This is a genomic window from Sedimentitalea sp. (assembly GCF_039973035.1).
GTDB lineage: Bacteria > Pseudomonadota > Alphaproteobacteria > Rhodobacterales > Rhodobacteraceae > Sedimentitalea.
Genome location: NZ_JBDWLR010000026.1, coordinates 16,993 through 29,681, shown reverse-complemented (window position 1 = coordinate 29,681; position 12,689 = coordinate 16,993). Strand labels below are relative to the sequence as shown.

11 protein-coding genes and 1 pseudogene are annotated in these 12,689 nt (G+C 58.4%); 10 read left to right on the top strand and 2 right to left on the bottom strand.

Annotation, left to right across the window (positions count from 1 at the left end; genetic code table 11):
• Positions 1–175 precede the first annotated feature (175 nt).
• The 8 genes and pseudogenes from istA to ABJO75_RS06125 form a co-directional block, all read left to right on the top strand.
• Positions 176–1,729 (top strand): IS21 family transposase, encoded by a 1,554-nt coding sequence (istA, locus tag ABJO75_RS06160; RefSeq protein ID WP_348126710.1) that lies wholly within the window; start codon positions 176–178, stop codon positions 1,727–1,729.
• A 20-nt stretch (positions 1,730–1,749) separates the two neighbouring features.
• Complete coding sequence (gene istB, locus ABJO75_RS06155; RefSeq protein WP_348126712.1) at positions 1,750–2,532, top strand: IS21-like element helper ATPase IstB; 783 nt, start codon at positions 1,750–1,752, stop codon at positions 2,530–2,532.
• Between the two features lie 772 nt (positions 2,533–3,304).
• Entirely contained in the window at positions 3,305–4,357 is a 1,053-nt protein-coding gene (locus tag ABJO75_RS06150; RefSeq protein ID WP_348126714.1) for a replication initiator protein A, read from the top strand.
• A 179-nt stretch (positions 4,358–4,536) separates the two neighbouring features.
• Entirely contained in the window at positions 4,537–5,214 is a 678-nt protein-coding gene (locus ABJO75_RS06145) for a ParA family protein (RefSeq protein WP_348126716.1), read from the top strand.
• Positions 5,198–5,458 (top strand): hypothetical protein, encoded by a 261-nt coding sequence (locus tag ABJO75_RS06140; RefSeq protein WP_348126718.1) that lies wholly within the window; start codon positions 5,198–5,200, stop codon positions 5,456–5,458. Before ABJO75_RS06145 ends, ABJO75_RS06140 begins: the two co-directional genes overlap by 17 nt.
• Positions 5,458–5,700, top strand: a complete 243-nt coding sequence (locus ABJO75_RS06135) for a DUF4160 domain-containing protein (RefSeq protein WP_348126720.1) — start codon at positions 5,458–5,460, stop codon at positions 5,698–5,700. The genes ABJO75_RS06140 and ABJO75_RS06135 overlap by 1 nt, the downstream gene beginning before the upstream one ends.
• Entirely contained in the window at positions 5,684–5,932 is a 249-nt protein-coding gene (locus ABJO75_RS06130) for a DUF2442 domain-containing protein (RefSeq protein WP_348126722.1), read from the top strand. Before ABJO75_RS06135 ends, ABJO75_RS06130 begins: the two co-directional genes overlap by 17 nt.
• A 181-nt stretch (positions 5,933–6,113) precedes the next feature.
• Positions 6,114–6,254 (top strand): annotated as a pseudogene (locus ABJO75_RS06125) (transcriptional regulator); the annotation flags it as partial.
• Between the two features lie 143 nt (positions 6,255–6,397).
• On the opposite strand, the gene ABJO75_RS06120 reads toward ABJO75_RS06125, so the two are convergent.
• A complete protein-coding gene (locus ABJO75_RS06120; protein ID WP_348432390.1) occupies positions 6,398–10,720 on the bottom strand; it encodes a PQQ-binding-like beta-propeller repeat protein in 4,323 nt (1,440 codons plus the stop codon).
• Positions 10,720–11,043, bottom strand: a complete 324-nt coding sequence (locus tag ABJO75_RS06115; protein WP_348126725.1) for a CU044_2847 family protein — start codon at positions 11,041–11,043, stop codon at positions 10,720–10,722. The genes ABJO75_RS06120 and ABJO75_RS06115 overlap by 1 nt, the downstream gene beginning before the upstream one ends.
• A gap of 165 nt (positions 11,044–11,208) precedes the next feature.
• On the opposite strand from ABJO75_RS06115, the gene ABJO75_RS06110 reads away from it, so the two are divergent.
• Entirely contained in the window at positions 11,209–11,628 is a 420-nt protein-coding gene (locus ABJO75_RS06110) for a hypothetical protein (RefSeq protein ID WP_348126727.1), read from the top strand.
• 445 nt (positions 11,629–12,073) lie between these two features.
• On the top strand, positions 12,074–12,688 hold the full coding sequence (locus ABJO75_RS06105) for a hypothetical protein (RefSeq protein ID WP_348126729.1): 615 nt from the start codon (positions 12,074–12,076) through the stop codon (positions 12,686–12,688).
• The last annotated feature ends 1 nt before the right edge of the window (position 12,689 follow it).

Sequence of the window (12,689 nt, the reverse complement as noted above, 5' to 3'; positions counted from 1 at the left end):
TGCGGGTTTCGCAAATTCCCGGACACGGATTTCAGTAATTCCCGGACACGCGTTTCGGTAAATCCCGGACAGGGATTTCGGTAATTCCCGGACAGCTGCGGGGACCCGGACACGGTTGGTCATCGCCTGCTCCGTCACGGCATTCTGCCGGTCTTGAACAAGATCGGGAGGGGACATGCCACGACGCAAACAAGCGAGGCGCATGACTGTGCAAGACATACGAACCATATTGCGGCTGACGCATGAACAGGGGCTTTCGGTGCGCGACATTGGTCTGCGCCTGAAGCTCAGCAAGACGACCGTGGCGACCTACGTGCACCGCGCCCGGGAAGCAGGTCTGAACTGCTGGCCATTGCCATCTGGCCGCGATGACGATGCGACGCTGAAGCAGGTCCTTTTCCAGCGTGTCGGCCGCCCGCCCCGAGATCTGACCGAACCCGACTGGCCCAAGATGGCTGCGGAGATGAAGCGCAAGGGGGTGACGTTGGTGCTGCTCTGGGAGGAATACCGAACGGCGCATCCTGATGGCTATGGCTACACCTGGTTCTGCGAACGTTACCGCGAGTTCGAGAACCGCATCAGCCCCCGGTATCGCAACCGCCATGAGGCTGGAGCGGTGATGCAGACCGATTACGCTGGGCACACGGTCCCGGTGATTGATCCCGCCACCGGCACCCAATATCTCGCGCAGATCTTCGTCGCGGTTCTGGGTGCGTCCAATTACACCTTTGCCTGGGCCAGCCTCAGCCAAAAGCTGCCCGATTGGATCGAGGCTCAGGTCCGCGCCCTGAAGTTCTTCGGCGGGGTGCCCAAGGCGATTGTCTGCGACAATCTCAAGGCTGCGGTGGCCAAACCGCTCTGGTTCGAGCCGTCGCTGACCAAGACCTTCTCCGACATGGCCACGCATTACGACACGACTGTGCTGCCCACCCGGCCGCGCAAACCTCGTGACAAGGGCAAGGTCGAAGGCGCCGTGCTGATCGTCGAACGCTGGATCCTTGCGCGCCTGCGCAACCGGCAGTTTTTTTCCATCGAGGCGCTGAACGTGGCCATCGCCGAGCTGCTCGATGATCTCAATGTCCGGACCATGCGGCGGGTTGGGCGTTCGCGCCGGGAGCTGTTCGAAGAGATCGAACGACCCGCGCTCAGCCCCTTGCCCGAGGCGCCTTTTGAGTACGCGGAATGGAAGCGCGCCAAGGTGCATCCCGATTACCATATCGAGGTTCTGCATGCCTTCTATTCGGTGCCACATCGCCTGATCGGGCGTCAGGTCGATGTCCGGCTCACTCACCGCATGATCGAGATTTTCCATAACCATGAGCGGGTTGCGGTTCATCACCGCCGCGGCCAGTGCGGCGGGCATACCACCGTCAAGGAGCACATGCCAAAGGCGCATCAGCGCTACGGCGGCATGACACCGGAAAGCCTCATCACCCGGGCCGCCCGCACCGGCTATCATGCCGCCGCGCTCGTCGAGCGCCTGATGCGCGACAGGCCGCATCCGGAACAGGGCTATCGGTCTGCCCTCGGTGTGCTTGGCCTGCAGCAGCAGTTCGGGGCGGACAGGCTGGAGGCGGCCTGCGAACGCGCCCTGACGGTCGGCACAGTCAGCTATGCCTCGGTGCGCTCGATCCTGATCACCGGTCTGGATCGGGCCCCGAGGCCACCAGACCCCGTCACCGCCACGCCGGTTCACGACAATATCCGTGGCCCCGGCTATTACCAGTAACCCAAGGAAGGAAGACCAAGATGCTGACACACCCCACACTCGACCAAATGACCGCGCTCAGCCTGACAGGCATGGCCGACGCCTGGAAGGCTTTGGCCGAACAGGACCCGGGCCAGGCTCTCGAGCGCAATGAATGGCTCGGCCTCATGCTCGACCGCGAAGCCGCGACCCGTGCTGACAAACGCTTCGCCAACAGGCTGCGCAATGCCAAGATGCGCTTCCCCAACGCCTGCATCGAAGATGTCGATTTCGCCGCCAGCCGGGGGCTCGATCGGCGTCAAATCCTCGCGCTCGCACAAGGCGACTGGATCAATGCCCGCGAGCAGATAATCCTCACGGGCCAGACCGGCACCGGCAAGACTTGGCTCGCCTGCGCCTTCGGCCACCAGGCGGCTCGTCTCGATCATTCCGTGTCCTATGTCCGGATGCCCCGGCTCTTCGAAGACATGGCCATGGCGCGCCTCGATGGACGATTTCCCCGCCTCGTCGACAAGTTGGCCCGCGTCCAGCTGCTGGTGCTGGACGACTGGGGCACGCATGGCTTGACCGACCAGCAGCGCCTCGATCTGCTCGAGCTCTTCGAGGAGCGCTATCAGCGGCGGTCCACCATAATCACCGCCCAGCTTCCCGTATCCGGATGGCATTCCATGATCGGCGAACCCACCATTGCCGACGCAATCCTCGACCGGATCGTCCACAATGCACACCGCATCGAACTCAAGGGAGACAGCATGCGCAGAAAGGATCGGAACGCGAACTTGACCTCCGCCGAAAACACCGAAACTATCCAAACTGAAACATGATCGCAGGCAGATGATCAGCCGTACCCGAGCTGTCCGGGAATTACTGAAACGGCTGTCCGGGAATTAGCGTAATCGCTGTCCGGTATTTTTGAAATCCGCACGCAGACAGCAGATCATCCGCAGAGCGGCTCTGGGCCTGCCTCTGGTCTTCTCAGCCGCTTTGATCGCCGCCTTTCTCTTTGCCAGCTTTGTGATCCCTGCCCTGCCCCGGGAGTGGCAATGGCCGTGCAGCCTCATCGGAGCCGAGTTCAGGCAGAATGTTAATCCGGATAATCCGACCACGTTCTGTGTCATCGTCAGGGACTGAAGTGGGTGTGATCGATGATATCCGCGCCCGTGAGGTCAATGTGGAGCGGTTCAAAGCCGCCTGCACTGGTTCGGTCTGGGTGCTGTCGTTCTGGCTCTCGCGATGACGCTGATTCCACGTTTCTTGGCCAGCCACCCCTCTACATGCGCTGTCCTCGGCGGTGTTTGGGACACGACCACAAGCGGTATTGAAGCCTGTGCGTTCTACCGATGATAGGCTGGGATTCCGTGATTGGAACCAAGTCTGATCGCCAAGCCTGGTGTTATATATGTGTTAGATAAGGTGTTACGCGAATCGGCTGCTTCGTAACACGCTGTTTTGTATTCGTAAAACGACCCTTTTTAACATCTACGGTGTGTAGAGTATCGAAGAACGGTGGGTAGACTATCGAAGAATGGTGTGTAGAGTATCGAAGAACCCGACGGTGTGTAGACTGTCGAAGAACGGTGGGTAGAGTATCGAGAAATGGCGCGACCGAGGAAAAGAACAGCTCTGCTTCCACAGCGCCATACTGAACCCGATTTATTCGTGTGTGATATACTGGATGCAACGCCCAAAAGTGACCGGGCGTCGATGGAGCACCCGCTCTTCTCGCTTTCTGTGAAGAAGGACATGGCGGCGTTCTCATATGAGCAAGGGAATGTGAAGGTGAAGATCACACCGGCCGCTGAAGAAGGCCGGGCCAACGTCTTCGACCGTGATATTCTGATTTATGTTCTGAGCCAACTGATGGCGGCCAAGAACGAAGGTCAGGAAATCGGGCGCCGGGTCCAGATCTCGGCGCACGACCTACTGAAGGCTACGAACCGTCACACGACCGGCCAAGCCTACGCAACACTACGGCGCGCCCTCACCCGGCTGCAGTTCACTCAGATCGAGACGAACATTCACGATCACGGTCTGGGCGAATGGCGTTCGATCTCATTCATCACGGATGCCCGGATCGTGAAGGAGGACTCGACAGGGCGGCTGCTCAGCGTTGAGCTCGAAATGGGCGATTGGCTCGTCAAAGCCATCGAAAATAAGAACGTCTTAACCTTGCACAAGGCCTATTTCCAGCTTCGCAAACCTCTGGAACGGCGTCTCTACGAGCTGGCGCGGAAGCATTGCGGGAAACAGGATGTCTGGCGTATCGGATTGGACAAACTGCAGCACAAGACGGGTTCAACTTCGACCTCAAAAGAGTTCAAGCGGCTTGTCAAAGCGATCTGCAAGGCCGACGAAGTGCAGTCTCATATGCCCGATTATCGTTTCAGGCTTCTGAACAACATTTTGGAAGTATCTCCGAAGCCCGAGTTTCTGGATATCTACGGCGATACCGATGTTTCAGGCTCGATGGATACAGTGCGATTGTCTGCCGACGCCTATGGGAAAGCCCGTGAGGCTGCCCCTACATGGGACGTCTACTTCCTGGAACAGGAATGGCGCATGTGGATGAGCGAGTCTCCGCGACATCCCGATGGAGCATTCATCGGATTTTGCCGAAAATGGTACGAGCGGAAGGGCCATGCGCCATAAATTGACATACTCGCTGTACCCGGAGTACCGACAGATACCGTATGGTACCCTAGAGTAGCCATGGCATGTCTGCCACAGGCACAGCAGTTCTTCCCCTGGATACCTCAGGAAATCCTTCCCTTAACGGGGTCTGCCATGGATACTCAGGAACACGAGCAGAAAAACAGAAAGGCACAAAAATGCCCGTTATATCATTTGCGTCGTCCAAGGGGGGTGCAGGCAAGACGACGTCTGCCATCATCCTCGCAACCGAACTGGCCCAGGGCACAGACATCGTTCTGATCGATGCCGACCCCGCAGCGCGACTGACCCGTTGGTCGAAACTTGCCGGCCTCCCTCCCCGAATAGAGGTCGTCACCAGTCAAGGTGAACGCAGCATCCAAGACGAGATTGCGGCCGCTCGAACCAGCGCGACCTTCGTTCTAATCGATCTAGAAGGTTCCGCTTCGCGGCTTACATCTTTTGCAATCTCGGAGTCTGACCTGGTCATCGTGCCAACGGGCGACGAACAGCAGGACGCAGACGAGGCGATCGAGACGCTCACCCAAGTGGCCATGGAGGGCAGGGCGCGCCGGTTGGAAATTCCAGCTGCGGTCCTCTTCGCCCGCACCAATGCCGCTGTGAAAAGTAAGCTGGAAAAGCATATCAACGGCCAACTGCGTGGGGCTACGCAGGTTTTTGAGACTGAGTTGCACCGCCGTACAGCGTTCTCTTCGCTGCACAACATGGGCGGCGGCCTCCGTCAGCTTGACCCGAGTGAAGTCAACGGCATCGAAAAGGCCATCGTCAACGCCCAGGCCTTCGCGGCCGAAGTCGTCGACATGCTGGAGGAGGCCCGCCATGCCCAGGTCGCTTGATCTCGATCGCCTGAAACAGTTTGAAGCCACACCGTCGGGTCGTGACCACGCTCCAGCTCCGGCTGTCATGTCGCCGAATCGCTGGCCAAGCCGTGAGCCCATCCGGGACGGCCAGATCAGCATCAAGGCCCCGCTGGACGTGATCGAACGGTTCCGTAATCTCTGCAAGGACGACCGCCGAACCTATGCCGACATGCTGTCGATCCTTATGACCGAGTACGAACGGAAGGTTGAGGGAAGGTAGTGCCGGTCGTTTATCGTGAAGGTAACTTGCGGTTTCTGTTCTATTCGAACGAAGGCGATCCACGGGAACCGCCGCATATCCACGTCCGGAATGGACGCAACGAGGCGAAATTCTGGCTGACACCGGCGGTGTCAGTGGCCTATAATGATGGCCTGAATGCCCGAACGCTCAACCGCGTGCAAAAGCTGGTTGAAACTCATCGGGACGCATTGGAAAGGGCTTGGCATGAGTATTTCGCCTAGATCGGTTCGGTTCGACGACGATTGCATGTGGGTCGAACTTGATGATGGCCGCACCATCGGCGTTCCGTTGGCGTGGTTTCCACGACTACTCCACGCCAGCCCGGACCAACGTCGTGCAGTAGAACTCAGTCGGCGCGGATTGCACTGGGAAGCCCTAGACGAGGACATTTCGATTGATGGGCTTTTGCTTGGCCGAGGGGACCAGACAGGAGCGCGTGGACAAGCTGCGTGACTAGAATTCCATGAGCACATTCAGCGATGATCTGATCCAGTCACTGACTGAAGCCGTGGCTCATGCGAAAGGGCAGGGGCCTGCGACAGTCGATGAACCGATCGATCCCCGAGATGCAGCGCGACAAACAAGATGAGAATCCAGCGTCAATCAGGATGAGCACGCGGCGCTTACGCAGGCACAGATGGCTCCGTTGATGGGTATGAGTCTGTCGGGCTACCGGAAGTGGGAGCAGGGTCAGCGCCATGTCAGCGGACCGGCGGCGATACTTCTGCGGGTAATTGAAAAAGAACCGGAGGCAGTTCGGCGAGCGCTCAGCTAAACATATAAGGAGCTTATGCGACTAACTGGCGATCCAACGCTTGCTTCTAGGTCCTTTTTTGCCCGCATCTTTAATGCGCTTGATGTGCGACCGAAGCCCTCCAAAGATACGCGTCCGATCCAGATCATCACAAAAGAGAAAGCCTAATTCTCGGCGTTTCGCCATTGGGGACAGGTTGGACGCCAGGGTTCGATAAACCCTATATAACGCTCCCATTCGTTTCGAGTCAGATTGCGACCCGCACGCTCCTCGCACAGGCGCTCAAAGATACGACCGAGATCAGCGTCAAAAATTCGCGCAATGCCATCATTGCTTGTGGTAGCGATGCGGATGCCGTCCAAGGAAAAGGCGACGGCAATGACTATGTCCCCATGTTCGATGCGGGCGATCTCTTCGCCGTTGTAGGCATTGAAGATGTGGGCGGCGTTGTCACCACTTGCGGTTGCGATGCGGGTGCCGTCCGGGGAAAAGGCGACGGCAGTGACTGAACCGCCATGTTCGATGCGTGCGATTTCTTCACCGGTCTGGGTGTCGAGGATGTGCGCGGTGTTGTCGCCGCTTGCGGTTGCGATGCGGGTGCCGTCCGGGGAAAAGGCGACGGCAATGACCACGTTGCCATGATCGAAGCGAGCGATTTCTTCACCGGTCTGGGTGTCGAGGATGCGGGCGGCGTTGTCACCACTTGCGGTTGCGAGGCGGGTGCCATCCGGGGAAAAGGCGACGGCAGTAACCATGTCCCCATGTTCGATGCGTGCGATTTCTTCACCGGTCTGGGCGTCGAGGATGCGGACGGTACTTTCATCGGAAAGAAAGTTGCCGCTTGCGGTTGCGAGGCGGGTGCCGTCCGGGGAAAAGGCGACGGCAAAGACCTGGTTGCCATGATCGATGTGGGTGATTTCTTCGCCGCTCTGGGCGTCGAGGACGCGGGCAGCGTTGTCGTCGCTTGCGGTTGCGAGGCGGGTGCCATCCGGGGAAAAGGCGACGGCAGTGACTGAACCGCTAAGCTCGATGTGGGCGATTTCCTCACCGGTCTGGGCGTCGAGGATGCGGACGGTACTTTCATCGGAAAGAAAGTTGCCGCTTGCGGTTGCGATGCGGGTGCCGTCCGGGGAAAAGGCGACGGCAGTGACTGAACCGCCATGTTCGATGCGGGCAATCTCCTGTCCTGTCTGGGCATTGAGGATACGGGTGGTGTTGTCGCCGCTTCCGATTGCGAGGCGCTTGCCATCTGGGGAAAAGACGATGGGATTGACTGAACTGGCATATGTAATGCGGGCAATTTCTTCACGAGTCCGGGCGTTGAGGATGCGGACGGTACCTTCGCTGGAAAAAAGGCTGCCGCTTGCGGTTGCGAGGCGGGTGCCGTCCGGAGAAAAGGCGACGGCAGTAACCATGCCCTCATATTTGATGCGGGCAATTTCTTCACGAGTCTGGGCGTTGAGGATGCGGACGGTACTTTCATCGAAAAAAAGGCTGCCGCTTGCGGTTGCGAGGCGGGTGCCGTCCGGGGAAAAGGCGACGGCGTGGACCTTGTCCCCATGTTTGATGCGTGCGATTTCTTCACCGGTCTGAGCGTTGAGAATTAAGGCGGTGTTGTCCAAGCTTGCGGTTGCGAGGCGGGTACCGTCCGGGGAAAAGGCGACGGCAGTAACCATGTCCCCATGATCGAAGCGAGCGATTTCTTCGCCGTTGTAGGCATTGAAGATGTGGGCGGCGTTGTCACCACTTGTGGTTGCGATGCGGGTGCCGTCCGGGGAAAAGGCGACGGCAGTGACCTTGTCTCCATGTTTGATGCGTGCGATTTCTTCACCGGTCTGGACGTTGAGGATGAGGACGGTACCGTCGCCGCTTGCGGTTGCAATGCGGGTGCCGTCCGGGGAAAAGGCAAGGTCATAGACCCAAACTCCATGTTCGATGCGATGCAAAGGCAATTCCGACATTGATTTTATGGCGACCTGATAGGACTGGACGCCTGGCAGCAATCTCCAGCTTTCGATTGCAAGAGCTGCTGCCCGCTCTGCGACCTGTGCGCCACCAACTTCAGAAATCAAGACACGGGCGTCTGATGCCAGTTGCCGACCTTTGGCTTCGCGCGCAGTGGAAATCGCCAACCCAGTCGCATCTATTGCGCGTTTCTCGCTCTCTTGGGCAAGACGGCGCTGCTTGTCTGCAAGATCGATGGCATCGATGGCCCGATCGCGATCCGACTCGGCTTGAAAACGCGCGTTGTCGGCGTCTTTCCTAGCGTTTTCAGCAGATTTTTCTGCAGTGATAGCCCTGCCGAGTTCCGAGTTCCTTTGCCAGGCGAAATATCCGGTCCCAACGATGGCGATCAAAAGGGCGGCCGCGAGCGCAGACAACCATCGGAGTGACTTCTTTTGCTGTGCCTGGTTTGTGGCCAGAGCCGCGTTCTTTTCCTCCAACAGTTTAAATCGATCTTCTTTGTCTCGCTTATTTTTATGCGCTTCGATACGGGCGATCTTGGTGCTCGCGTCGATGAAATCGCGCTCTGCGTCGTTCAGATCGTCCTTATGAGACGTCATCCGGGTTTCGGCTTCAGCAAGAAGTTCGCCGCGCAGCAGAGCGTCCTGGTTTGTCCCGTTCCAGCGCGCCACATCGCCCTTCAGCCTTTGCCGCCAGAGACCGAACTCGCGATCTTCGTTCAGCCAGTCGCGCAGCCGCGGCCAGGCCCGGATCAGGGCCTCATGGATGACCTCGGCGGTTTCCTCACCGGTCTCCGGCGCGCGCCCGGTCATGATCAGGCGCTCCTGCGTGAGCATCTGAACCATTCGCCAGTTCTCTTCGCCTATCTCGGCACGCGTCACCACAGCGCGGGTGTCCTCGCTCTGCTCGCCGGGTCCGGCCAGGCGCACGAGGCGGGTCAGGATCCGGCGAGCGCGAGACTGTCCCTCCGGGTCCAGGTGGACGAAGACGTCTTCGGCGTGCTCGGCCAGTGCCCCCTCGACACCGCCGATGTCCTTGTAGGCTGATCTTGTGAGTTTTCCGTTCTGCTGTCGCCGCCAGAGCCGGTCGAGGGCGAATTGCAGCAAAGGCAGGCTGCCGACCGATCCAGCGCTCACGGTGACGATCTGGGGCACAAGTCCCTGCTCAAACGAAACGCCAAAGCGGGATGCCGGGTTTTCCACGGCGCTGGCGAGTTCGGCTGGTGTCATCGGGCCAAGCTTCACATCGGCATCACGCAGCAGATCGGACAGCACGCGATCCTGAAGCGCTCGACCGGTGAAGTCGGCCCGCATGGTTGCGATGGCCCGCAGCTGGCACTTTCGACCCTGGCGACCGATCGCAGCGAGCACCGCAATGAACTCGCGCTGACGTTCGGAGGCTTCCAGGGCCTCTTCCTTGCCGACGCGGGCGGCATCGTCATGCGTGAAGAGCTCTTCGAACTGGTCGAGCACAAGCAGCAGACGCTGGCGCCCGTGCAGGCGCGACAAGAGCGTTTCGGTATGCTCGACGATCCGCTCCGGATCCCCTCGAAGTTGGTCCTCGAGTTCCGTTGCGCGGCGCGCAAGAGCCCCGGCGGTGTCCGTCGGTGCCGAAGTGAGGGCCTCTAGCGCATATGCTAGGCGATAGAGCGGACGGCGGCCGGGGCGGCAATCCACGACCGCCCAGCCTCCTTCCTGGCGCAACCGATGAACAAGCCCGGCCATCACGACCGAAGACTTTCCGGAGCCGGAGGGCCCGATGAGAGTGAGGTATGATTGCGCCTCAAGCTTCTCACGGAGTTCCTCAATGAAGAGATCGCGGCCGAAGAACAGATCAGCGTCTTCTTCGGTGAAGGAGAACAGCTCTTTGTAAGGCTTTGCCAAGAGCGGCCAGATCTGACAAAGTGTTGGTGTCGGAATAACAAAGGCGAGGCGCCTCTCTGCATCCTGGTCTACCGCCGTAACCATGCCAAGTAGCTTGCCGTCACCAGTATCAAAGACCGGTGCACCGCTGAAACCAGGCTCCACAAAGTAACCTCGATCTTGGACATCGCGCACCTGACGCCAGCCCCCTGCGTCGGTCAGGCGTAGCTCGCCGCCGGCCTCTGTGCCATTATCGAGGCCCGCCGGAAAGCCATAGGTGATGAAGGGGGTGCCCGGTGGGGGCACCGAGAGCTGCGCGTTCCGGCTATCCACGCCACCCGGTATCGGTTCCACCAGTTCCAGCGCGGCAATGTCGGAGACCGGATCAATTTCGAGCCCGGCCAGCGAGCGCATCGGTTTCCAAGCCACGATCCGGGCAGAAAGGCCACGTTGCTCCAAGAAGGGCAGGTCCAGCGTCACCTCAGTTTTCGGTGGATTACTGGTGCCGCGATCGCGCCTCACGGTGTCGTCGATGACATGCGCGCAAGTTATCACGTGGCGATCACCGATGAGGAAGCCGGTGCCGCAGATCGCGCCGCCCTCGCCGCGGATGCGGGCGATCGGGCCGGTCACGACTTGGAGGTTCCGCTCGTGCTGCATCAGCCGTCGTCGCCCTTCCAGGTCAAGGCGATTTCGATGTGCGCCTCCGCAGAGGTTGATGCGAGGATCGCGCCGAGCTTGCCCGAAAGCTTGATGCCGAACTTGACCTGGACCTCTTTCGGCAGGGTGCCGAGTCCGGAGGTCTGTGCAAGAATGCCTTCGGCAATGGGCCGTATCCCGGCCATTGCCTCATCGAAGCTCTTCTGGGCTTTCACGGCCACCTCGTCGCGCCCGACGGCGACCGGCCCCTGATCTCCGGGCGCGTCCACTTCAACCTGAACCATGCCGTTGAAGGAAGGAAACTCATAGATTGTGCTGGCCACAGCGGACTCCGAAATACGTTCGTCATATAGGGTTCTGAAATCAACTTGAGGATGAAGCAGTGGCACGCTTCCGGTCAAGAACTATGATTCTAGGGAAGAATGGCGCGATTTTCGTCCGTCTGCCTGAACAGCCCCACTTGAGTGGTCCAATTTGAAAGTTAGTGCATGGTTGGCCTCTGGTCCATCGGGATGATGGCCTCAGGCGCAGGCGGCTACCAGAAAACCGCAACTGACGAACACAAGGCGGCGAACACTTGGCGGATAGTGGCAATGGTGTCGCGTGGGCTTGGGGCCGTCTGGTTGCTTTCGAAGTTTTACCTCGGATTTGGCCGGTCCTCGGCCGGTGGAGTGAACTGGGCCGAACTTGTGACGGCGGGATCGCTGACATTGGTTCTTTTAGCGGCGGCTGGGTATGCGTCCAGGCAATCGAAAACCCACCGTGACCTCGAACAACAGATGCGTTGGTTCTCGCACGAGGTCAAAGCCATCGCCCCGTTCCTTTCGTCGCTTGACTATATCGACCAGAAGGAACTGAAGAAGCAACTTAGTGAACGACTTTTCTGGAAGGACAGGACTGCCAACTAGGGGTCACTGCATAAAAGTGAACAAATTGCACGGCTCATGCGAACTTAAAGTGAACGTCTCATAAGGCATTGATTATAGTTCCATTTATCGTATTTCTGCAGTCAAGATGAGCCATTCTGGGCGCCTTGTCCGCCAAACGACCCTTTGGCGGCCCTTCGGATAACTGTCCCTAAATCGCAATATTGTATGGGATTACGGACAGTATGATTTACGGACGGGAAAAGGGACAAAACCTTACCTGTTTACACTCAGTTTTGGGCGCAATTGTTTTCCGTTCGTTCTCATGAACAGGACAGTGCTGTCACTTTTATGCAGTGACCCCCATCTCTGGTCCTCCGATTTCCTAACTATAGAGGCGGACCACTTCAAAGGGGGAGGCTCAATTGCGCAGAGGACCGTTTTAAACTATAAGGTGGAAAAATAGGATCAAGAGACAACACTCATCTTGCCAATCAATACACAAAATCAATTTGATGAATTCCTTGATATAGCCAAGACGGCGTGGGCAACTGCCAGCTATGGCTGCGCCGAGTTGGAGACACGCAGAAATCGCCTTGAACGCACGCACTTTTCTCTAAGTTTTACGACGATATTGTTGGGCGGTCTGACAACGGCGGACGCCGTCAACTTGTTCAATAATTGGACTGGCCCATCAAACTCTCTAGTACCAATATTGGGCATAATAACCTTTGTCGTGGGTGGAATACTGGCGCTCATCAACCCCTCAGAGAAGGCCAGTGCTGTGCAAAAGGCTTTCATGGAAATGGGCGAAATGCAGGACAAACTGTCATCGAATGTCAGCTTAGCGACGCGGAAACCGGACTACGGTAATGAGGAATTCGAGGTCCAGACTTTGTCGGGAAAGGTCCAGCGCATGCTTCGGGAGCAGAAAATTCCCACCAAAGACCTTCAAACTGAGATTGCCGAGTTCATCCCAGATTGCCCATTCCGCGACGCCACGCCGACCGAAGTTGGAAATTCGGAGGCTCTCGAAGACAATGCGCCGAGTAACGAGATTGCCGATGACGACATGAGACTCCCCGACGAAGGAGCCGGATAAA